Consider the following 22,742-nt stretch of genomic DNA (forward strand, 5'->3'; position numbering starts at 1 on the left):
CCCGCCCGCAGAATCCGCAGCGAGAGGAGTGCGCCGTGACGATCACCCGTGAGCCGGTGGTGTCCCGACCGCCTCGGCGTACGCCGACCACCGCGCCACGCGCCACCATGTCCGGCATCTGGCCGTACCTGCTCGTGGCACCCGCGGTACTGGGAATGCTGTACCTGCTCGTCTACCCGCTGGCGCGGGCCGTCCTGATCTCCTTCCAGGACTTCGGCCTGCGCCAGCTCATCCTCGGTGAGGCGCACTTCACCGGCTTCGACAACTACACGGAACTGCTGTCCGACCCGCGGTTCTGGGCCGTGGTGCGCCGCACCTTCCTCTTCATGGCCGTCAACGTCGCACTGATCATGGTCATCTCGACACTCGTGGCGCTGATGGTGGAACGCCTGGGGCGGTTCGGCCGCACCGCCGTGCTCAGCGCGCTCGTGCTCACCTGGGCGATGCCCGTGGTCGCGGCGACCACCGTGTTCCAGTGGCTCTTCCACTCCGAGTTCGGGATCGTCAACCACGCCCTCACCGGCCTCGGATTCAGCAGGTTCGAAGGCTATCCGTGGCTGGCACACGGCCCCGCGGCCTTCGCCATCCTCGTCACCCTGGTCGTGTGGCAGTCGGTGCCCTTCGCCGCGATCACGCTGTACTCGGCGCTGACCACCGTGCCCACCGAGCTCTACGAGGCCGCGCGCATCGACGGCGCATCCGGCTTCCGGATCTTCCACTCCGTCACGCTGCCGATCGTCCGGCCGATCTTCATGCTCGTGCTCTCCCTCGAAGTCATTTGGACGTTCAAGGCGTTCGTGCAGATCTGGGTGATGACCCGCGGCGGCCCCGGCGACGCCACGACGATCCTGCCCGTCTACGCCGTACAGACCGCACTGGCCCAACAGCGCTACGACCTCGGATCGGCCGCGTCGATGCTGACCGTGCTGCTCATGTCCGGCGTCCTTGTCGCCTACTTCCGCCAGATGTTCCGACAGGAGAACGAGCTGTGACGACCTCGCGCGCACTGCGCCGCCTGCCGCTCAACATCGCGGCCACCGTGACGGTCGTCGTCTGCCTCTTCCCCGTCTACTGGATGGTCACCACCGCCTTCAAACCGTCACGCGACATCCAGTCGGAAAGCCCCCAACTGCTCCCGCAGAGCTGGACGTTCGACCATTTCCGGCGGGCCGTCGACGCGGACGGGTTCGCGCTGTTCTGGCGCAACAGCGTGCTCGTCACCCTGGCCGCCGTGGCTCTCGCCCTGGTCGTCGCGCTCGGCGCCTCGTTCGCGGTGGCCCGGATGCGCTGGCGAGGACGCCGTCAGTTCATGCTCATGGTGTTCATCGCGCAGATGGCACCGTGGGAATCCCTGATCATCCCCGTCTACATCATCTCCCGGGACACCGGCATGCTCGACCGGCTGCCGACCCTGACCCTCGTCTACTTCATGATGACGCTGCCCTTCACCGTCGTCGTGCTGCGCGGCTTCATCGCCACGATCCCTGCCGAGCTCGAGGAGTCGGCCCAGGTCGACGGCTGCACCCGGTTCGGCGCGTTCCGGCACGTGGCGTTCCCGCTGCTCGCGCCCGGTCTGATGGCGACATCGCTGTTCGGCTACATCACGGCGTGGAACGAGTTCGCCTACGCCAACTTCCTGATCATCAAGCAGCAGGACCACCGGACGCTGCCGGTGTGGCTGTCCTCGTTCCACAACACGTTCGGCACCGACTGGGGCGCCACCATGGCCGCCTCGACCCTCTTCGCGCTGCCCGCGCTTGCGATCTTCCTGCTGCTGCAGCGACACGTGACATCCGGGTTCGCCGCCGGCGCCGTCAAGGGCTGACCCGCGACCGCGCCCGTCCCGCATCCCCACGCCCGCACCGGAGGTCCGCCGTGCCCGCGTCCCGCCCCGCCCTCGTGCCCGCCCCCACCCAACTGACGCACCGTCCGGGCCACTTCACGCTCGGCCCGCACACCACTGTCCGCATCACGCCGGGCGCCGAACCCGCCGCCACCCTCCTGCGTACCCTCATCGCGCCCGCCACCGGGCTCCCGCTCCACCCGGCCCCCGACGGGCCGTTCGTCCTCGCCCTCGACCCGGGGCTCGGCGGTCTCGGCACGGAAGGCTATGGCCTGACGATCTCGCACGACGCCGTGCTGCTGCGAGCCGCCCACCTCACCGGCCTGCTGCGCGGGATCCAGACGATACGACAACTGCTCCCCGCCGAGGCCCTGTCGCACCGTGCCCGGCCAGGCGTGCCCTGGCACCTTCCCTGCGTCGAGATCACCGACGTGCCGCGGCGCGCCTGGCGTGGCTTCATGCTGGATGTGGCACGCCACTTCCAGCCCGTGGCGTTCCTGCGCCGCTACGTCGATCTGCTCGCCCTGCACAAAGTGAACGTGCTGCAACTGCACCTCACCGACGACCAGGGCTGGCGTCTGCCGGTCGCCGACTATCCGCTGCTGACCGAGGTGGGCGGGCGGCGTGCACAGTCGATGGTGGGCCCCGCCGGGTCCGACGTCTTCGACGGCATGCCGCACGAAGGCACCTACACCGACGGGGAACTGCGCGACCTCGTCACCTACGCCACCGCCCGCGGCGTCACGATCGTGCCGGAAGTGGAGATGCCCGGCCACACCCGCGCAGCCCTCGCCGCCTACCCCGAACTCGGCGCCGTCCCCGGGCGCCGGCTCGATGTGTGGACCCACTGGGGCGTGTGCGACACGGTCCTCGGCGTCCACGACCCCGCCCTCGACTTCTGCCGCACCGTCCTCGACACCGTCCTGGACATCTTCCCCTCCCCACATGTGCACATCGGGGGCGACGAATGCCCCACGACCGAATGGGCCGCGAGCGCCGCCGCCCGCGAGCGCATCGAGGCCGAAGGTCTGTCCGGGCCAGGTGAGTTACGAGGATGGTTCCTCGGCCGGATCGGCGCCCACCTCATGGAGCGCGGCCGCATCCCGACCGCGTGGGCGGAGACGGGCGAAAGCCTGCCGCCCGAGTTCACCGTCATGACCTGGCGCGACCCCGAGCACACCCAGGTCGCCCTCAAACGCGGCCACGCCGTGGTCAGCGGCCACTACAAGGCCACCTACCTCGACTACGCCCAGTCCGCGTCCCCGGCCGAACCACCCGCCCAGCCCGGCGCCGTGGTCGATCTGCGGGCCGTGCATGACCACGACCCACCCGACGACCCCACCACGGGTGGGGAACTCCTCGGCGTACAGGCCCAGTTGTGGACCGAGTTCGCCCCCACCGCCGCACACGTCGACTACCTGGCCTTCCCCCGGCTCGCGGCGCTCGCCGACCGGGCATGGCACGGGGCGTCCCCCTGGCCCTTGGCACGCGCACGTCTGACCGCACACGGTGCCAGGCTCGCCGCGCTCGGCGTGCGGCACGGACCGTTCGACCCGTACATCCCCGTCCCCCACCGTTCCGGAGAGGAATCGAGATGAGTCCTGCACGAACGCCCCGAAAGCCCTTCCGCCCCGTACTCACGAGATCCGCACGCTGCGCCCTCGTCGCCCTGATGGGCTGCACCGGTCTCGCCGCGCTGCCCGCAACCGCCACCGGCGCCGCCGCGGGCGATGTGTCGGTGCAGTACCACACCGGCTCCACCGGCAGCGACCAGGCCGAACCCTGGCTGAGGGTGAAGAACACCGGTACATCCGCCGTGGCGCTCAGCGGCGTGAAGCTGCGCTACTACTTCAAGGCCGAGTCCGCGAGCGCCACCTACCGCTTCGCCTGCTCGTGGGCCGTGAAGGGCTGCGGCAACATCACCGGCACCTTCGGCACGCTCGCCCACCCGACCGCCACCGCCGACCGCTATCTGGAGATCGGATTCACCTCGGGCGCTGGTTCCCTCGCCGCCGGAGCCGACAGTGGCGACCTCCAGCTCCGCTTCCACCGCTCCGACTGGCAGTCACTGAACCAGCACGACGACTACTCCTTCGGCGCCGCCCAGTCCTCGTACGCGAACTGGACGAAGGTGACCGCCCAACTGGACGGCGCGACGGTCTGGGGGACCGCCCCCGAAGGCAACGACCCCACGGATCCGACCGACCCGACCGATCCGCCCGGCGACGGAGCGAGCCTCTTCGACGACTTCAACTACACGAAGCACGACGACCCCGCCATCTCGGCCCACGGCTGGAACGTGCGCTCCAACTCCGGTGGTCCAGGGGTGCCGGGTGCGACCTGGGCGCCGCAGAACGTGACGTTCTCCGCCTCCGGTGGCAACTCCGTGATGAACCTGGAGACATCGACGGCGGGCACGGGCGAGAGCACCAAGCAGACCGAAGTACTCACCAAGGCAATGAAGTTCAAGAACGGGACGTACGCGGCGCGCGTGAAGTTCAGCGACGCCCCCAGGAGTGGTCCGGACAGCGACCACCTGGTGCAGACGTTCTTCACCATCAACGACCTCAAGGCGCCGATGGCGGACGACTACGCCGAGTACGACTTCGAGTATCTGCCCAACGGAGGCTGGGGCGAGCCGTCGAACATCCTGTACGCGACGTCCTGGGAGACCTACAACCCGGACCCCTGGCAGGCCGTCAACCAGCACACCGAGAGCCGGCAGAGCTACGCGGGCTGGCACGACCTGGTCGTCACGATCGACGACAACTCCATCAAGTACTACGTCGACGGGCAGCCGTTCGGCACGCACGACGCCGCGTATCTGCCGGAGCGGCCCATGTCGATCAACTTCAACCAGTGGCTGATCGACCTCGCCGGACAGACCAGCACGACCCCGCGCGCGTACGACCAGCAGGTCGACTACGTCCTGCACGTCAAGGACCACGTGCTGACCCCCGCACAGGTGGCCGCCAAGGTGGCCGCGTACCGCAGCGCGGGAACGGCCTTCGAGGACACCGTCCCCTCTTCGTGAGGTGAGGGACGGACACGTACAACCGGTGCCCGCACACCCACGTGGTGTGCGGGCCCTGGCACGGAGTACCGCCCCTTCACGCAATGATCGTTTAAGAACCCGCCCAAGCGACTGAACCTGTTGCATCGAGGCGTTCGCACGCACAAGTGCGCTACTGGTTACGTCCGTACGCCCTACCGATTTGTCCGCAGGCATGACGAAATGGGGCCTCCACGCATGATCGATCTGACGGCGTGGAGAGCGCGCCGGGCGGCCGGCCGCTTCCTTACGTACTCGTGATGAAGGACGGACCTCCCATGCATGCACACCCCGGCCTCGAAGAGACCGGAGCGGGCCAGGACGAGCCGATTGCCATCGTCGGAGCCGCCTGTCGGTTCCCGGGCGAGGCCCGGTCCCTCTCCTCGCTGTGGCGGTTGCTGATGGCGCGCCGGGAGACGGCGCGGGAGGTGCCGGCCGAACGCTGGGAGCAGGCCGAACTGGCAGGCCTGCCCGCCCAGGTGGCGGCCCGGCTGCGGTACGGCTGCTTCCTGGACGACGACGTCTACGCGTACGAGCCGGAGTTCTTCGGCATCAACGCGCAGGAGGCGCCCTGGGTGGACCCGGAGCACCGGTTGTTGTCCGAGGTCGCCTGGGAGGCCATCGAGCACGCGGGGATCCCCGCGCAGCGTCTTGCGGGTACACCCACGGGCATGTTCTTCGGGATCTACCAGAAGGACTACATGCTGCGTGTGCAGCGGCCGTTGGAAGAGGCCAACGCCTACGCCATGTACACCGGCTTCGACAGCATCGGTCCCGGCCGGGTCGGTTTCATGCTGGATCTGAAGGGCCCGCAGGTCGTCATGGAGAGCGCCTGCGCCTCCGGCCTCGTCGCCGTGCACACCGCGTGCCAGAGCCTGCGGGCAGGCGAGTCGGACGTCGCCCTGGCCGGGGCCGCCATGCTGACCCTGGGCCCCGAGGGCGTCATCGCCCCGGCCCTGTGGGGTGTGTTCTCTCCCACCGGCCGCTGCCACGCCTTCGGCGAGGGCGCCGACGGCTACGTCCGCGGCGAAGGGTGCGGCGTGGTCGTTCTCAAGCGCCTCTCGGACGCGGTCCGGGCGGGGGACCGGGTCCTGTCCGTGGTGCGCGGCACGGCCGTCAACCAGAACGGCCGCGGCACCCGGCTCAGCGCGCCGTCGGAACCCGCGCAGATCGACCTCTACCGCATGGCGTTGGAGCGTGCGGGCGTCGAGGCCGGCGACGTGGGCATGGTGGAAGCGCACGGTCCGGGCACGGCGGTGGGCGACCCCATCGAGTTCGCCGCCGTTGCCGCGGTCTACGGCAAGGGCCGCGACCAGTGCGCGCTGGGGTCGGTGAAGACCAACATCGGTCACACCGAACCGGTATCGGGCGTGGCGGGTCTGCTGAAGGCCATCGCCTCCCTGCGCCACGGCATGGTGCCGGCCAGCCTGCACTTCAACGGCTGGAACCCGCAGATCGACCCCAGCGGCACCCGCCTGTTCGTGCCCACCGACACGACCGAATGGCCCGTACGGGACAGCGCCCGGCTGGCCGCGGTGTCCTCCTTCGGCATCAGCGGAACCAACGTCCACGTCGTACTGGAACAGCCCCCCGCGCTCCCCGGCGCCCGGCGAGCCGCCCGCCCGAAGCCGGCTGGCGACTGCGGACCGGACCGCCACGGCGAAGCGCCCTGTGTGTTCCCGCTCTCCGCCGGTACGCCCGCCGCCCTGCGGTCCGCGGCCGATCGCCTGGCGAAGTGGCTGAGAGGCGAGGGGTCACAGGCACCGCTCGCCGACGTGGCCCACACCTTGGCCACGCGCCGGTCACCCTCCCGCGAACGCGCAGCCGTGGTCGCCGCCGACCGGCCGGAGCTGGTCGCACGGCTGGCCGAACTGGCAGTCGGAGCGACGCCCGCCGCCGGGGTGGCCACCGGCAGGGCGGTCCCCGACGCCGGCCAGGGTGTGGTGTGGGTCTTCTCGGGACACGGCTCGCAGTGGGCGGGCATGTGTCAGCAACTCCTGGGCCGTGACCCGGAGTTCACCCGGGTCATCGACGAGCTCGAACCGCTGGTGGCCGAGGAGTCCGGCTTCTCCCTGCGCGAGACGCTGGGCCGCCCCGAGGTGGTGACCGGGTTCGACCGGGTGCAGCCGGTTATCTTCGCCATCCAGTTGGGCCTCGCGGCGATGTGGCGATCCCACGGCGTCGAACCAGCCGCCGTCATCGGCCACTCCATGGGAGAGGTAGCCGCCGCCGTCGCCTCGGGAGCGCTGAGCGTCCGCGACGGGGTACGCGTCATCTGCCGCCGCTCCCGCCTGATCCTGCGGGCCGCCGGGCAGGGGCTGATGGCCTCTGTGGCCCTGAGCCGCGCGGAGGTCGAACGGCTCCTGACGGAAGGCGATGTGCGGGGTGTGAGCGTCGCGGTCGTCGCGTCGCCGGAGAACACCGTGGTCGGCGGTGACGCCGACCGCATCCGCCGGCTCGCCGAGGAGTGGGACGCCCGCGGGATCGGCATCCGCGTGGTCGAGGTGGACGTCGCCTCGCACACCGCCCACATGGACCCCATCCTGCCCGACCTCGCCGAAGCGCTCGCCGAGGTCACCGGCACCACACCGCAGGCCGCCTTCTACAGCACCGTCTCCGAGGACCCGCGCGAGCGCGCCGCCTTCGACGCCTCCTACTGGTCGGACAACCTCCGCGAAGTGGTGCGCTTCACCGACGCGGTCAAGGCCGCCGCCGAGGACGGACACCGGCTCTTCGTGGAGATCGGCCCCCACCCCGTCCTCTCCAACCCCGTGCAGTCCACACTCAGCGCACACGGCCACACCGACACCGCGGTCGTACCCTCCCTGCTGCGCGACAGCGACGACATGCTGGCGTTCCACACCAACGTGGCGGCCCTGCACTGCGCGGGACATCCGCTGGACTGGGCAGGCCGCTACGGCGAGGGCGCGCTGGCCGACGTACCGCCGACCACCTGGGAAAGGACCCGGTACATCGTCGATCCGTCCCCGCTGCGGCAGTCGGGCGGAGCCCAGTGCGCCCCGGCCTCGCATCCGCTGACCGGACCGCACACCGCGGACCCCGACGGCGAGGGCCGCCACCTGTGGCAGACCCGCATCACCCCGGCCACCTTCCCCTGGCTCGACGCCCACCGGGTCAACGACGTGGCCGTGGTGCCCGGCGCGGCCCTGTGCGAGATGGCCATCGCCGCCGCCACCGACCTGTACGCCGTCGCTCCCGGGCGCCTGCGCGTCACCGGCATCGATCTGCAGCGGCTGCTGCTGCCGGCGTCCGAAGGCACCTCCATCACCGCCACCGCCGAGCGGACCGACGCGGACACGGCCCGCTGGCGGATCGTCAGCACGGCCGCCGACGGCACGCACGTACAGCACGCCCAGGCAGCCCTGCACCGCACGGCCGACGACGAGCCCGCCCCGCACGGCTGCGACCCGCAGCAGCTGCTCGCTGAATTCCCGCAGGTGCTGGCCCCCGCGGACGTCTACCGGCAGATGCGCGAAGAGCGCGGAGTGCAGCACGGCTCGCCGTTCCTCGGCCTGCAGGCCCTGTACGCGGACGGGACGCGCGCCGACCATCCGGGCGCCCGCCTCCTTGCCCGCATCGGCGTCCCGGACGAGGGCCGGGCCGGAGCGCAGGCCCTGCACTGGCACCCCGTCGCCCTGGACACCTGCCTCCAGGCCGTCGCGGCCGTCGTCCTGCGCACCGGCCTCGTGCCCGCCGGAGGCATCCTGCCCCGCGGCATCGACACGCTTCGGCTCTACGGGACGGTGCCGCTCAGCGGGTACTGCCTGGTCACCCTCCACGTGCTCGAAGGCGAGCGGTACACGGCGGACTTCCGGCTGTGGGCCGACGACGGAAGCTTGGTCGCGGACGCCACCGGAGTGGAATTCCGGCACGTACCCGCCGAGAGCGCCGAAGAACGCTTCGCCCACCGCCTGCTGCGCACCAGCTGGGAGCCGAGCGAGCGGCCCGCGCCGAGCACGGAGCCCGGAACGTGGACGCTCCTGGCGGAAACCGGACGCCTGTCGTACGCGACCGCTCTGGGCGAGGCTCTGGAGCAGCAAGGCGCCGTCGTAGGCATCCGGACGCTCGACGCCGACAGCACATCGCCGGACGGAGCCACGCCGACTGCGCCCCGCGGACCCGACGGAGAGGCAGCGCGGTCCGTGGTGTACCTGCCGGCGACCGGCAGCGGACCCGACGACACGACGCCGGATGCCCGTGCGCGGCGACAGGTCGCCCGCCTGGTGGAAACGGCCCGCTCCCTGGCGCAGGCGACGCAGAAGCCCCGGCTGTGGACCCTCACGACCACGGCTCAGCAGGTCATGCCCGATGACCTGCCGGACCTGGGGCAGGCCGGTCTGCGCGGCCTCGCCAGGGTGCTGAGCTACGAGCACCCCGAACTGCGCCCCAGCGTCCTGGACACCGACACCGGAACACCCGTCGCGGAAGTGGCCGCGGAACTCCTGGCCTGCCCCCAGGAGCAGGACGAGATCGCCTACCGGCACGGCACCCGTCACCTGGCGCGCCTGCGCACCGCCCCGCTGGACGAGCGGGAGCGCCGGCACACCTCCGTCGACCGCGGACGCGACCGTGTGGCCCTGCACCTCGCGCGCCCCGGCGACCTGGACTCCTTCGAGTTCGTGGCCCAGCCGCGCCGCCGTCCCGCCCCGGGCGAGGTCGAGATCCGGGTCGAGGCGACCAGCGTCAACTTCATCAACGTGCTCCAGGCGATGGGCGTCTACCAGAAGTTCAGCGCCGGTGAAGAGCCCATGGACGTCAGCGCGTTCGACGGCGCGGGCGTCGTCACCGCACTCGGGGCAGGCGTCCACCACGTGCGCGAAGGCGACCGCGTGGCCGCCATGTTCGTCGACGGGTCCCAGTCAGCGGTCATGTCCTCCTTCGCCACCGTCCACGCCGACTGCCTCCTGCCGGTGCCGGACGCAATGAGCACACCGGACGCCGCCGCCCTGCCCTGCGCCTACCTGACGGCCTGGTATGCCCTGCGGCACCTGGCCCGGCTGCGGTCGGGGGAGAAGGTACTCATCCACTCGGCGAGCGGCGGCACCGGTCTGGCAGCGCTGAACCTCGCCCGAGCGTCCGGCGCGGAGGTCCTGGCCACTGCCGGAAGCGAGGCCAAGAGGGCCTACCTGCGGGGTCTTGGCATCGAGCACGTCATGGACTCCCGCACCCTGGACTTCGCCGACCAGGTGCGCGAACTCACCGCCGGCCGCGGCGTCGACGTCGTACTGAACTCCCTCACGGGTCCGGCGCAGACCGCCGGTCTCGACCTGCTGGCACACCGGGGCCGGTTCATCGAACTCGGCAAGCGGGACATCTACGCCAACACCCGCCTGGGCCTGCTGCCCTTCCGCAACAACGTCACCTTCACCGGCGTCGACGTACTGATGATGATGCAGCAGGACCCGGAGCTGCTCGCCGAGGGCTACCGCGAACTCGGCGGCATGCTCGCCGAGGGCACCCTGCCGCCGCTGCCCGTCACCGAGCACCCCGTCGCCGAAGCGCCGTCGGCCTTCCACACCATGGCCGGCGCCCGGCACACCGGCAAACTCGTCCTCACCTGGCCGGCCACGGGCACCGACACCCTGCCCATGCGCCCCGAGGACGTCCCCGTCGTCAGGTCCGACGCGAGTTATCTCGTCACGGGTGGACTCGGCGGCCTCGGCCTGCTCGTCGCCCGGTGGCTCGCCGAACGCGGCGCTGCCGCCGTCGTCCTCACCTCCCGCAGCGCCCCCACCGCGGACGCCGACGCCGCTCTCGACGCCCTCACCGAGGAGTTCGGCACCCGAGTCGAGGTCGTACGCGGAGACCTCGCCGAGCCGGGCGTCGCCGACACCCTCGTACGGTCCGCCCTGGACTCGGGCCACCCCCTGCGCGGTGTCGTGCACGCCGCGGCCGTGGTCGAGGACGCCACCGTCACCAACCTCTCCGCGGACCTCCTGGAGAAGGTCTGGCGGCCCAAGGCGACGGGCGCCTGGCTGCTCCACCAGGCCGTCGACGGCCTGGACCTGGACTGGTGGGTGAACTTCTCCTCCGCGGCTTCCCTCCTCGGCAACCCCGGCCAGGGCGCCTACGCGGCCGCCAACGGCTGGCTGGACGAGTTCACTTCCTGGCGCCGGGGCCTGGGTCTGCCGACGACCTGCATCAACTGGGGTCCCTGGGCGCAGGTGGGGCGCGGCGCGGTGATGGAGGACCGTGGCTACGCCATGATCACGCCCGAGGAGGGGATCGCGGCTCTGGAGCGCATCCTCGCTCACGACCGCGACCGCACCGCCTACACGCCCATCGACCTGTCCCGGTGGCTCGAGTCCTACCCGGACACCGGACGCACCGCCTTCTTCGCGGAGATGGCCGCTCCTGAAGCGGGTGCGGAACCCCTCGGCGGACGGAGCGCCCTGCTGGACGCCCTGCGGGAAACCGACAGTCCGCAGCAGCGTCAGCAGATGCTGCAACCCGAGGTCGTCGGCCACATCGCCGCAGTGCTGCGCCTGGGCGCCGACCGGCTGGACGCCAACACCTCCCTCGTATCGCTCGGCCTCGACTCACTCATGGCCATCGCGCTGCGCAACCGCCTCCAGCGCGAACTGGCCCTGGACATCCCCACCACAGTGATGTGGACCCACCCGACCGCCTTCGCCCTCACCCGCTACCTCCTGGCCCGACTGCATCCCGAGCAGATTCATGACGAGGCCCAGGATGAGCCGGAGCCCGCGGTCACCACGTCGGTCACCCCCAACTGACCTCACCTGCCCACCCACACACCCGACCGCTTAGGTGACCCGAATGCTCCCTCCTTCCAACTCGACGCCCGCGCCCGGCACATGGGATGTGATCGTCATCGGTGCGGGCCCCGCCGGCGCCACCGCGGCCCGCGTCGCCGCCGAGACCGGCTGCCGGACGCTGCTCCTGGAGCGCGCCGCCATCCCCCGGTACAAGACCTGCGGCGGGGGGCTCATCGGAGCCTCCCTCGCCGCTCTGCCCCCCGGCCTGCCCCTGAACGTCTACGACACGGCCGGCCGGTTCACCTTCTCCCTCAACGGCACCAAAGAACGCACCCTCGACTGCGCAACGCCGACTTGTGCCATGGTCTACCGCAGTGAACTCGACGCCGCGCTGACCGAGTTGGCCGCGGCGGCAGGCGCCAAGGTCCAGGACAGCACCGCGCTGACCACCCTGGACCAACAGGACGACGGCACCGTCACGGTGAAGACCAACCGCGGCGAGACCCTCCGCGCCCGAGCGATCGTCGGCGCCGACGGCAGCGCCAGCAGAGTCGCCCGCTACGTGGGCGTGGAGTGCGCCCAGGTCGACCTCGCCCTGGAAGCGGAGGTCCCGGTCGACGCCAGGACGGCCGAACGGTGGCGAGGCCGGGCGCTGATGGAGTGGGGCCCACTGCCCGGCTCCTTCGGCTGGGTGTTCCCCAAGGGGGACGTCTGCACCGGCGGCGTGGTGGCTGCCCGCGGCAACCCGGCCGCCCTGCGCGCCTACAAGGAGGACTTCCTCCGCCGCCACGGCCTTCTGGGCCCACGCCCCCTTCACGACACCGGCCACCTGACCAGATGCCGCCGCTCCGACTCCCCGCTGGCCCGGGGGCGTGTACTGGTCGCCGGTGACGCGGCGGCGCTCGTCGACCACTGGTCGCGGGAGGGCATCTCCTATGCCCTGCGCTCAGGCGATCTCGCTGGTCACGCGGCCACCCGCCTGGTCGCCGCCGCGGGCCAGGAGGCGGGCACCGTCGCCGCCGAGTACGGACGGCAGATCAACGACGTGCTCGGGGTCGAAATGCGCGCCAGCAGCGTGCTGATGGGCCTCTTCAGCCGTAGCCCCGGCCTCGTCCACACAGCACTGACCCGGCTGCCCCCGGCGTGGCGACGACTCGACGCGTACGTATCCGGCCACACCAGCGTGGCGGGAATCATGACCACCCCGGTCGCGCGCACCGCCACGGCCCTGGCCGGCCGGTTTTCACCAGGAGCCACCAAGGCACTCGCCAAGGGGTGACCCGTATCGCGCCCTTTGACGTGCGCTAGTCGGAAGGTAGCGGGGCGGGAGTACTGCGTCAGTGGCCCCGGCCAGAGTGGGTGTTGTTCCAAGGAGAGAACAACACCCACTGAGGAGTTCGCAGATGTTCCGCAGGAACGGTCCCGTGCCTGTCCGGCGCCACGACACTGATCGGCGACCTCGACGGCGACAAGCGCCCCGACAAGATCATCAACCCGGGGCACACCGGCACCAAGATGACCGTCCAGTGGGGAGCCGCGGACGGCTCCTTCGGCAGCGAGCAGAACGTCGCCGAGCTCCTCGGTGCGAAGACGGGCGAGGTCGCCACCGCCGCGGTCGCCGACTTCCAGAACGACGGCACCCTGGACATGGTCGTCAACCTCGTCACGCCCTCCGGCGCGGACGACCCCAACACCGCACGCGTCGCCGAGTTCCGCCCCGGCCCGCTCAAGCGGTCGAACCTGGGCTCCGCCGCCGCCAAGCGCTCCGACATCGGCACCCAGGGCGAGGCCAAGCAACTGCGCATCGCCCACTACGGGGACGACGCGTACCCGGACCTCGCGGTCCTCAACAACGCGGGCGACGGCGTGTGGGAGCGGTCCATCCGCCTGACGAAGCCGGTCGGCGGCCCCGGCTCGTACGACTACGAACTGCAGCAGAAGTACGGCGAGACCGGGACCCCGGCCGAGCCGCCGGCCATGCCAACCGATGGGTGGAAGCACTTCTACAAGCCCTGCTCCTGACCCCAACTGGGTGTCGCCGGACCGCCCTTCGCGCACCGGCGGCGCCATGCTGCCTGATGCCTACCGCCCAGGGGCTTCGTATATCAGTCGGTACGTCTCCGCTGCGACCCAGCAGTGGACCTCGATGGCATCCGCTGCGTGATCTCGATACCGGATCCCGCACGGCTGGAGTAACGTGCACATCTTCGGCCGGCGCGAGCCGTACGGAGTCCTCGAAGGCCGAGTACACCTTGCATCTCACCGTCCCTCCCGCGCACGACCGCCTCAGCGCCGCCCTGGAGAACCTCTCCGTCACCTTCCGCGGCATGACCGCACGCCCGGACGAGCACAACTGCGAATGTCACTGGGGCAGTCCGGAGGACCTCGCTCTTCTGAAGACGCCGGATGCCGAACTGGACCCGGACCTCCTGCGCAGAGCCTGGCAGGCCACCGACTGGAGCGATCACGCGGCCGTACTGCGCCGCATCCTGCCGCAGTTCGCCACCGCCCTGGTCGAAGGTCGCGCGGAACCCCTGTTCGGCCTCGAGGAGGCCGGGGACTCCTTCGCCCGCGGCAGATGGCAGCAGTGGCCCGCCGACCACGCCGGTCCCGTACGCGAGTTCCTGCATGCCTGGTGGGTCACGAGCCTCACCGATCCGGACGCGGCCGTCCCGGCACACCAGGTGTTCGCGGTGTGTGCCGAGGCGTCCGGAACGCTCCGGCCCTGGCTCGCCGACTGGGAGCAGCAGACCGGCAGCCTCAGCGACCGACGGCTCGCCGAGGCTGCCGCCAAGTGGGAGTACGAGCTCCTGGGAGACAGCCTTCCGTGGTACGTCCACTGGTACGACCACGACGAGGAGACGATGCGCGCCGACCTGGTCACCTGGCTCCTCGGCCACGGCGCGACACGGCTCCGGGAGGCGGGCGCGTCGCAGGATCTGCAGCACCGCATACGGTTGCTCGGGCTCACCGATGAGGACCGCTGGAGCGATCCGCACTGGCCGGGCCACCGCTACTGACGGCCGACGCTCCGGGACGGCGTCAGTGGGCGATCAGCTCCCGGCTCAGGACATGCTCGACCAGGGAGATCAGGACCTCCTTGCCGGACTCCCTCTCGCGTACGTCGCAGAGCAGGACGGGAGTGTCGGGGTTCAGGTCAAGGGCGCGGGCCACAGTCTCGGGGGAGTGGCTGCGGATCCCGTCGAAGCAGTTCACGGCGACGATGAACGGGATGCCGCGGCTCTCGAAGTAGTCCACGGCGGGAAAGCAGTCCGCGAGCCTTCGGGTGTCGGCGAGGACGACCGCGCCGAGGCTGCCCGTGGCCAACTCGTCCCAGACGAACCAGAACCGGTCCTGACCGGGCGTGCCGAACAGGTACAGGGCGAGGTTGTCGCGCAGGGTGATGCGGCCGAAGTCCATGGCGACCGTGGTCGTGGACTTGGTGGCCACCCCCTTGAGGCTGTCCACCGGACGGGAGGCCTCGGTGAGGGGTTCCTCGGTACGCAGGGGGCGGATCTCGCTGACCGACTCCACCAGCGTGGTCTTCCCGACGCCGAAGCCGCCGGCGATCAGGAGCTTGAGCGCGGTGAAGTCGGCGGTCGCCGAATGCCGCGTGCGGTCAGAGTGCGCGGAGGCCATTGATCACTTCTCGCAGGAGATGGGCGGGAGGATGTTCGCTCCCGGCGGCGGTGGCGGTGGACTCGGGCGGGGTGATGTGGATCAGGCCCTGGGCCGTGAGGTCGCCGAGCAGGACCCGCACCACACCGAGGGGCAGCCCCGAGTCCGAAGCGAGGTCAGCCACGGGGCTCGGGCCCTGGGCGCTCAGCGCCAACAGCGCGCGCTGCTCGGGCGGCAGCGGGCTGCGCGGGGTGCCGGCGGTGGGCCGCACGATCGCCATCAGGTCGACGCGCTCGGCGCCGTTGTCCGTGCGGGCACGCCCGGCGGTCATGGCGTAGAGCCGGACCAGGGGGCCGGCCTCCGCGTCGTACCGGTCGGTCCAGGCCTCGGCGGAGCGCTCGCCCGGTCCGCCCTGGCTGCCCGGGTGGCGGTTGGAGGGCCGGCCCGTCATGAGGCCTCGCCGTCCGGTGTCGGAGCGTCGTCCGACCGCATGGGCACGGTGAGATGTTCGCGCACCCGGTCGACCAGCAGGGCCATCTCGTAGGCCACCAGGCCGATGTCGGCGTGTCCGTCGGTGAAGACCGCGATGCAGGAGCCGTCGCCGGCGGCGACCACGAAGAGGAAGCCGTCCTGCAGCTCGACCATGGTCTGGACGACGCCGCCCGCGTCGAAGTGCCGGCCGGCCCCCTTGGCGAGGGAGTGGAAGCCGGAGGCGATGGCGGCGAAGCGCTCGGACTCGTCGCGGCCCATCGCCTGCGAGGCCCCGACGCACAGTCCGTCGGTGGAGAGCATGATCGCGTGCCGCACCTCCGCGACGCGGTCGACGAGGTCGTCCAGGAGCCAGTCGATGCCGCCCGCGCCGTGGCCGTCGCTCGGATCGCCCACGGTGGTGACGGAGTAGGTCGGCGTCATCGGTCTTGGGACCCTTCGTCGTTCGCAGTGTGGTGGTAGGACTCGGGGCCGGGTGCGTGTGGACCGGCCGGTTCGTCGCGGGTGGCGGAGGCGCGGCGCCGACCGGAGCGCAGCGACGCCATCGTGGCGCGGGCGGCTTCGGGGGAGCGCACGCGCGGGCCGGGTTCGGGGCCTTGGGCCGCGTCCTGGTCCGTGCGGAGTTCGGGCGCGAGGCTGGCCTGGCGTACCCGGCGCGGCAGTTGGCTCTCGTCGTCCGGGGCCGGGGCCGGTGCCAGGGCCGGGGTGGGTCGCGCGGTGGGGGCGGCCGGGCTGTCCGGTCGCTGGGGTGCGGCGTGCCGGGCGTGGCCGGGGAGTTGGCGGGGCGCAGGGTCGCCGCTGTCCACCGGGCGAGGCTCCCTGGCGGGTGCGGGTGCGGGTGCGGGTGCCGGTGCCGGTGCTTGTGCCGGTGCCACCGTCGGCCGTTGGCTGCGCTCCCGCTGGGCGGGGATGCGCGTCAGATGCGGCTCAGGAGCGGTCGCGGGACCGGACCCCTCCACCCCCGACCGCTGCGGCAGTGACCGCAGGCCCGGGTGCGGGGCCTCCAGGAGGTGCTGCGGGAGGAAGATGAGGGCGGTGATGCCGCCGTAGACCGAGCGGCGCAGCGTCACCTCGATGTGCTGGCGCTGGGCGAGGCGGTTGACCACGAACAGGCCGAGCTGGCGCGAGTCGAGCAGGTCCACGTCCGCGGCCTGGATCTTCTCGTTGGCCGCGGCGAGCGCCTCGTCGCCCATGCCGAGACCGCGGTCCTCGATCTCCAGGACGGCGCCCGCCCCGACCTCCTCGGCGCGCACCATCACGGGGGTGTGCGGCGGGGAGTACGAGGCGGCGTTCTCGGTGAGTTCGGCGACCAGGTGGATGAGGTCGGCGACCGCCGAACCGGCGAGCCGCAGGTCGGGAATGTTGTCCAGGTGGACCCGCTCGATGTCCTCGGTCTCCGCGATGCCCGCGCGCACGGCGTCGATCAGCGGGACCGGTGTGCGCCAGGCGCGTCCGGGCGCGGAGCCGGAGAGGATCAGGAGGGACTCGGCGTGGCGGCGCATCCGCGTCGTCAGGTGGTCGAGGCGGAAGAGGTCCTCCAGGTCCGTGGGGTTCTCGGTGCGGCGCTCCATGGTGTCGAGGAGTTCCAGTTGCCGGTGCAGCAGCAGTTGGCTGCGGCGGGCCAGGCTGACGTACACGCCGGAGACGCCTGTCAAGACGGCGGCGCGCCCCGCGACGGCGCGCAAGGCGGCGCGCTGCACCGTGGTCAGCGCCGCACCGACCTGGCCGATCTCGTCCCGGACCGGGTCGCGGGAGAGCGGTGCCTCCTTCTCCAGGTCGAGGGTGTCACCGCCGTGGATGCGGCGGATGGCGGCCGGCAGCCGATGGGCTGCGAGCTCCAGCGCGGAGTTGCGCAGTCCGGTCAGGTCGGCGACGAGCCCGCGTCCGATGCGTACGGAGAGCAGCAGCGCGAGGATCACACCGAGCAGGCCGAGCAGTACGGCGAGGCCGGAACTGCCGAGGTTCGACAGGGAGTACGGCTTGGCGTCGGCGCCCGTGCCGATCGCGTCCCCCTCCGCGGCGGCGAGCCCGGACAGGGTGGGCCCGGCGGCCGAGTGCCAGCGCGCGTCGGTCACGGCGGTCGCGGCGCCGGACGGGCCGGCGGCGAGGATGTCGTCCTGGGCGTCGGCCAGGTCGGCGGCGGTGGGGGAGTCGAGCACCTTGCGGTAGGCGGTGGCGTCCTCGGCCCGCAGGTCGGACACCGCCGCGTCGGCGAAACCACGCTCCTGTGCGACATCGCCGACGAACGTACGGTACTGGGCCGCGGACATGGTCCCGCTCGCCCGCGCGGCGCCGAGCACGGCATCCTGGCGGCTCAACGCCTCGCGGGAGCGGGCCAGTTCGAGCACGGTACGGGTGGCGGACGCGCGGTCGGGCTGATCGGCGCCCGCGAGTTTGGAGCGGACCGCGAAGGCCCGGTCGACGGCCTGGCCGTAGTCGGAGAGCACGGCCGAGGCGCCGCGCGTGCTGTCGCGCCGTTCACCGAGCGCCCCGGCGCTCGCGAGCAGTGAGCGCACCCGGCCGGGCAGCGCCGCGTCGAGGGCGGCGAGGTCGGTGCTGCTGGAGCGGACACCCGCGCGCAGCGCCGTGACGGTCTTGTCCGTACGGGCCTGGGCGGCGTCGAAGTCGTCGCGGGCGGCGCCGCCGGGCGTGGCCTGGTACTTCAGGGCCGCGGCTCGCTCGTCCTGCACCGCGGAGGTGAAGTGTGCGACGGGCCGCACCAGGGTCGCGTTGATCTGGCGCAGCTGCTCGGTGGATGAGACCTGGGAGGCGGTGGTGACGGCCGCGTGTCCCCACAGGGCCATCAGCGAGAGGACCGGCACGGTCAGCAGCGTGACGACCTTCGCGCGGATCGATTTGGGGCGCCAGCGTTCGGGCACCAGAGGGCGTGCGGGCATGACGAAGGGGCTCCTTGGCGGTGCAGGAGTGTGCGGGGCGCGCGCAGTGCGTCGGCCCGGGGGAATGCGCGGCGCCGGCGTGCGTGACGCAAGGGCGTGCCGCGGCGGGGGAGAGGGCGGGCGCGGGCCGGGGCGGGCCGGCTGCCGTCAGGCGACGGGGAGTTCGACCTCGTGCAGCGGGCGGGCCGCGGCCTCGCTCTCGGCGCGCTCACGCGCCGTGGGGGACAGCGCGACGAACGCGCAGGTCAAGAAGAGGAAGGAGCCGAGCACCACGGCGAGCGGCAGGATGAAGGCGGTGGCGCTCGCGCCCTGCAGTGGCGCGGTGCCGGCGTGCACGTGCACCGAGACGGCGGCCATGCCCGTGTAGTGCATGCTGCTCACCGCCAGGCCCATCACGAGCGAGGCGACGGCCGCGACGGCGGGCCCCCGTACGGACAGCGCGGCCCACAGGGCGGCGGAGGCGGCGGCGATCGCGATCAGCACGGAGGCGGCGACGAGAGCGGGATCGTACGAGAACGAGCCGTTGAGCTGAGCGGCCGCCATGCCGATGTAGTGCATCGCGGCGACGCCGAGACCGGTACCGATACCGCCCAGCGCGACGGACCGCGGCCGGGACTTTCCGTAACCGGCGGTGAAGACGCCCGCGCCGACGACGGCGATGGCGACGACGAGGCTGAGCAGCGTCAGCGGAATGTCGTAGCGGATGGCGGTGCCCTCGACGGTGTAGCCGAGCATCGCGATGAAGTGCATGGTCCAGATGCCGGCGCCGATGGCGACGGAGGCACTGATCAGCCAGTTCCGCTTGGAACGCCCCCCGGCTGCCAGGGCGCGCACGGTGCAGCGCAGTCCCAGCGCGGCGCCGACGACGGCCATGGCGTACGACAGGACCGGAGTGGCCCAGCCTCCTGCCATGTGGTGCATGTGACCCACGGGATTCCTCTCACTTCGCTGTGTCGGCCCCCCGGCGATCCGGGACGCTAGCACGCAGTGGATCTCTGGCCCGGAGGCACGAAATCCGCTTCATGTGAGGGTTACCGAACAGTAAAGCCCGAGTTCACGGGCCTGCACGCACAGAGGACCATCACTGATCGCACACATTGGTGCGACTCTTGTCACGCCGCGTATCGAACCGCTTGTGACACCGGGGGCGAGAAGCCCGGTTCCGGACATGCGGGACATGGTGGCCCAGGGTCGGCGCGGCGCAGGAGAGTTCGGGCTGGGTTAGTCACCAGGCGAAAGGGAAATAGGTGTGGCACACGAGCACCACCCATGCGAGGAGCCGTCATGTCCACCTTTGTGATCACTGTCCCCGGCACCTTCCTCACCGACATCGATGAGGCAACGCGCGCGGCATTGGAGCGAGGACTGGCTTCTCGGCACACGGAGGTAAGTGAGGACGAGGGCCTGGATCTGCTCACGCTGGACGATGGCGGCCGTTTCTCGGTACGCCTCGAAGTGCGGGCCGCCGACCGCTACGAGGCGGAGCTGGAAGCCTCCCGGCTAGTCACCACGGCTCTGGAGGAAGCGGGCATCAACGTGCCGGACGCCCCGCTCGGCCCTCCGGCTGTCACGGGCATCGACAGCGATCTCTGACTCGGCGTGCGGTTCTTCGGTTCATCGCACAGGGATGACTAGTTCACGTAGTGGGTCGCCGCCGTCGATGAAGAGTCGCGCGTTCGCCGTGGTGGCCACGGCGATACGTTGCATCGCCTGGCGCCCGGCCTCGGGGTGGCGTCCGTCGAGGGCGCCGACGCGGATGGCGAACACGAGGTCGTAGGGCTCTTCGTGCGGTTGCAGGACGAAGTCTTCGGCCGAGACATGGCGGACACTCATGCGGCCTGATCCGATCTCCTCGGCCGCGGCGGCTCGCGCCTGGGCGATCGCGGTGGCGGACCTGTCGATGGCCAAGATGTGGCCTGTGGTGAGTCGGCTCGCGACCTCGCGCGCGGTCGCCCCCGGCCCGCACCCGATCTCGAGCACCCGAAGGTGGGGCTGGAGGGGGAGGGCGGTCACGATCGCGGCGAGTCGCGGCGACAGACGGATCGGCACGGAGGAAAGCATAGGCGCCGGTCGGCCGACGCACACCGACTGCAGGGGTGTGGTGAAGGGGCCCTGCGCTCGGGGTGTGCCCGCGCCAGTTCATCTGGGGCGTGCTTCGTCCAACTCGCGCTGTTCTGCTGTGCTCAGTTCGAGGTCGGCTGCCTCGGCGGAGGCCTGGATGGATGCCGGGCGGCTGGCGCCCGGTACGGGGATCATCACCGGGGAGCGGTGCAGCAGCCAGGCCAGCGTGATCTGTTGCGGGCTGACGCCGCGCTCGGCTGCGACGCGGTGGAAGGCGGTGTGGGCGGTGACCGGCCCGGAGGGACCGTCGAGGGAGCTGCGCGAAATCCCGCCCAGCGGGCTCCAGGGCAGGAAGGCGAGCCCCAGTTGAGTGCTCAGGCGCAGCTCGGGCTCGCTGTCGTGGACGGCGGGTGAGTACTGGTTCTGTACGGAGACCAGGCCCTCACCCAGGATGGCGTGCGCCTCGCGGATCTGACCGGTGGTGACGTTGGAGATCCCTGCGGACCGGATGGTGCCGGCGTCGAGCAGTTCGCGCAGCGCACCCACGGAATCCGCCCAGGGCACGGCCGGGTCCGGTTTGTGCAGCTGGTAGAGGCCGATGGCCTCCACGCCCAGGCGCTTGAGGGATGCTTCGGCGGCGCGCTTGAGGTGGGAGGGGGTGGCGTTGACGGTCCAACTGCCGTCGCCGGGGCGGCCCCTGCCGCCCTTGGTGGCGATGAGCAGGTCGGAGGTGTCGCCGCCGTAGCGGGCCAGGGCGCGGGCGATGAGGAGTTCGTTGTGCCCGGCCTCTCCGGCGTGCCAGTGGTAGCTGTCGGCGGTGTCGATGAGCGTGACCCCGGCGTCCAGGGCCGCGTGGATGGTGGCAGTCGCCCGCTGTTCGTCCGGGCGGTGCTCGATGGACAGCGGCATGGCGCCCAGGCCGACCGCGCTTACGGAGGTGCCCCCGATGGTGCGATAGTGCATGGTCAGTTGCTCCTCAGGCAGTGGTGGCGTGGGAAGTGGTCGCGGTGGACGGCGCGTTGAGGGCTTCGGCGACGGCGGCGGGGAGCCACTGGGCGGTGTCGGAGAAGCGGAAGCCCAGTTCTTTCGCGCGGGCGTTGCTCATGGCGTAGTGGCGGTCGAAGGAGAACGGCGAGGCCTGCTCGCCCACGCCCACGCCTACACCCGCACCCGCTCCCGCAGCCACATCTACACCCGCGCCCACGGTGCGGTAGAGGGCCTCGGTGCCTACCTGGGCGGCGATCAGGGCACTCAAGGCGCGGACGTCGAGCGGGCCGTCGGAGCATGCGTTGAGCGGCCCGGTGAAGTCGGTGGCCGTGGCCGCCCACAGCAGCAGGTCGGCCAGCTCCTGGTAATGGATGAAGACCGTGGGCAGCGCATCGGCGTGCACGGTGATCTGGGTGCCCCGGCTGATGCGCTCGATGTAGTGGGCCAGCCGGCCGGTGAACTCCTGAGGGCCGCCGCCCAACACGTGCGCGCTGCGCACGGTGGCGAAGTCGAACCCGTGATGCCGCGCGAGGACTGCCTCCGCCTGGCGCTTGCCCTCGGCGTAATGCCCCTCCAGATACGCCGCGTCGTGCCAGGGCAGGTCCGTCTGCACCCGCCACGTGGCAGGATCCACCGTCAGTTCAGGTATCGGAGTGCCGCTCGGGACCTCGGGCAGTGCGGCGGTCGCCGGGTCGTAGACCTCGATCGTGGAGGTCATGACGTAGCGCCGGGTACGCCCGCTGAAGACACGTGCGGCGATAGCGGCCTGCACGGGCGTGTAGCAGACCTGGTCCACGACCACGTCGAAGCTTCGGGCGGCCAACGCGGCGACCAGGGCAGCCTCGTCATCGCGGTCGGCGACGAGGTGCTCGACCCCTGCCGGCGGCGGGACGGAGCCGCGGTTGATCACAGTGACCTGGTGGCCTGCCGCTTGCAGGCGCTGCACCAGGAGCTTGCCGAAGTAGCGGCTTCCGCCGATCACGCAGATTCTTTGCATGCCCCTCATCCTGGCCACCTATGGTTGCCAGTAGAAGTGACCGCTTAGTGGATCCGTA

General features: G+C 71.3%; 17 protein-coding genes. 9 read left to right on the forward strand and 8 right to left on the reverse strand.

Features of this window, described 5'->3' with window-relative positions:
* Positions 1 to 107 precede the first annotated feature (107 nt).
* The 8 genes from ACIBCK_RS10830 to ACIBCK_RS10865 all read left to right on the forward strand — a co-directional run bounded on the left by ACIBCK_RS10830 (position 108) and on the right by ACIBCK_RS10865 (position 14,655).
* Positions 108 to 992 carry a carbohydrate ABC transporter permease gene (locus ACIBCK_RS10830; protein ID WP_399388933.1) on the forward strand — a complete coding sequence of 295 codons (885 nt, stop codon included), beginning with the start codon at positions 108 to 110 and terminating at the stop codon, positions 990 to 992.
* Entirely contained in the window at positions 989 to 1,825 is an 837-nt protein-coding gene (locus tag ACIBCK_RS10835; protein WP_399388802.1) for a carbohydrate ABC transporter permease, read from the forward strand. Before ACIBCK_RS10830 ends, ACIBCK_RS10835 begins: the two co-directional genes overlap by 4 nt.
* Before the next feature lie 50 nt (positions 1,826 to 1,875).
* Positions 1,876 to 3,441 (forward strand): beta-N-acetylhexosaminidase, encoded by a 1,566-nt coding sequence (locus ACIBCK_RS10840; protein ID WP_399388803.1) that lies wholly within the window; start codon positions 1,876 to 1,878, stop codon positions 3,439 to 3,441.
* A 74-nt stretch (positions 3,442 to 3,515) separates the two neighbouring features.
* Complete coding sequence (locus ACIBCK_RS10845) at positions 3,516 to 4,877, forward strand: cellulose binding domain-containing protein (RefSeq protein ID WP_399388934.1); 1,362 nt, start codon at positions 3,516 to 3,518, stop codon at positions 4,875 to 4,877.
* 296 nt (positions 4,878 to 5,173) lie between these two features.
* Positions 5,174 to 11,653, forward strand: coding sequence for an SDR family NAD(P)-dependent oxidoreductase (locus ACIBCK_RS10850; protein WP_399388805.1), 6,480 nt, complete (start codon positions 5,174 to 5,176; stop codon positions 11,651 to 11,653).
* 43 nt (positions 11,654 to 11,696) lie between these two features.
* Complete coding sequence (locus ACIBCK_RS10855) at positions 11,697 to 12,914, forward strand: geranylgeranyl reductase family protein (protein ID WP_399388807.1); 1,218 nt, start codon at positions 11,697 to 11,699, stop codon at positions 12,912 to 12,914.
* 170 nt (positions 12,915 to 13,084) lie between these two features.
* Complete coding sequence (locus tag ACIBCK_RS10860) at positions 13,085 to 13,657, forward strand: FG-GAP repeat domain-containing protein (protein ID WP_399388936.1); 573 nt, start codon at positions 13,085 to 13,087, stop codon at positions 13,655 to 13,657.
* Between the two features lie 230 nt (positions 13,658 to 13,887).
* Complete coding sequence (locus ACIBCK_RS10865) at positions 13,888 to 14,655, forward strand: hypothetical protein (RefSeq protein ID WP_399388808.1); 768 nt, start codon at positions 13,888 to 13,890, stop codon at positions 14,653 to 14,655.
* A 22-nt stretch (positions 14,656 to 14,677) separates the two neighbouring features.
* On the opposite strand, the gene ACIBCK_RS10870 is transcribed toward ACIBCK_RS10865, so the two are convergent.
* The 5 genes from ACIBCK_RS10870 to ACIBCK_RS10890 all read right to left on the reverse strand — a co-directional run bounded on the left by ACIBCK_RS10870 (position 14,678) and on the right by ACIBCK_RS10890 (position 19,569).
* Entirely contained in the window at positions 14,678 to 15,274 is a 597-nt protein-coding gene (locus ACIBCK_RS10870) for a GTP-binding protein (protein WP_399388810.1), read from the reverse strand.
* A complete protein-coding gene (locus ACIBCK_RS10875; protein WP_399388812.1) occupies positions 15,255 to 15,704 on the reverse strand; it encodes a DUF742 domain-containing protein in 450 nt (149 codons plus the stop codon). Before ACIBCK_RS10875 ends, ACIBCK_RS10870 begins: the two co-directional genes overlap by 20 nt.
* Positions 15,701 to 16,165: a roadblock/LC7 domain-containing protein gene (locus tag ACIBCK_RS10880; protein ID WP_399388814.1), complete on the reverse strand. Its 465-nt coding sequence runs from the start codon at positions 16,163 to 16,165 to the stop codon at positions 15,701 to 15,703. The genes ACIBCK_RS10875 and ACIBCK_RS10880 overlap by 4 nt, the downstream gene beginning before the upstream one ends.
* Positions 16,162 to 18,639 carry a nitrate- and nitrite sensing domain-containing protein gene (locus ACIBCK_RS10885; protein WP_399388816.1) on the reverse strand — a complete coding sequence of 826 codons (2,478 nt, stop codon included), beginning with the start codon at positions 18,637 to 18,639 and terminating at the stop codon, positions 16,162 to 16,164. The genes ACIBCK_RS10880 and ACIBCK_RS10885 overlap by 4 nt, the downstream gene beginning before the upstream one ends.
* Before the next feature lie 147 nt (positions 18,640 to 18,786).
* A complete protein-coding gene (locus ACIBCK_RS10890) occupies positions 18,787 to 19,569 on the reverse strand; it encodes an MHYT domain-containing protein (protein WP_399388817.1) in 783 nt (260 codons plus the stop codon).
* Between the two features lie 354 nt (positions 19,570 to 19,923).
* Here ACIBCK_RS10890 and ACIBCK_RS10895 point away from each other — a divergent pair, with 354 nt between their 5' ends.
* Complete coding sequence (locus ACIBCK_RS10895) at positions 19,924 to 20,232, forward strand: hypothetical protein (protein ID WP_399388819.1); 309 nt, start codon at positions 19,924 to 19,926, stop codon at positions 20,230 to 20,232.
* 21 nt (positions 20,233 to 20,253) lie between these two features.
* On the opposite strand, the gene ACIBCK_RS10900 is transcribed toward ACIBCK_RS10895, so the two are convergent.
* The 3 genes from ACIBCK_RS10900 to ACIBCK_RS10910 form a co-directional block, all read right to left on the reverse strand.
* Positions 20,254 to 20,688, reverse strand: a complete 435-nt coding sequence (locus ACIBCK_RS10900; RefSeq protein WP_399388820.1) for an SAM-dependent methyltransferase — start codon at positions 20,686 to 20,688, stop codon at positions 20,254 to 20,256.
* Positions 20,689 to 20,778: 90 nt separating this feature from the next.
* Entirely contained in the window at positions 20,779 to 21,663 is an 885-nt protein-coding gene (locus ACIBCK_RS10905) for an aldo/keto reductase (RefSeq protein WP_399388823.1), read from the reverse strand.
* 13 nt (positions 21,664 to 21,676) lie between these two features.
* Complete coding sequence (locus ACIBCK_RS10910; protein ID WP_399388824.1) at positions 21,677 to 22,684, reverse strand: NAD-dependent epimerase/dehydratase family protein; 1,008 nt, start codon at positions 22,682 to 22,684, stop codon at positions 21,677 to 21,679.
* Positions 22,685 to 22,742 lie beyond the last annotated feature (58 nt).

Source organism: Streptomyces sp. NPDC051218 (genome assembly GCF_044455475.1).
GTDB lineage: Bacteria > Actinomycetota > Actinomycetes > Streptomycetales > Streptomycetaceae > Streptomyces.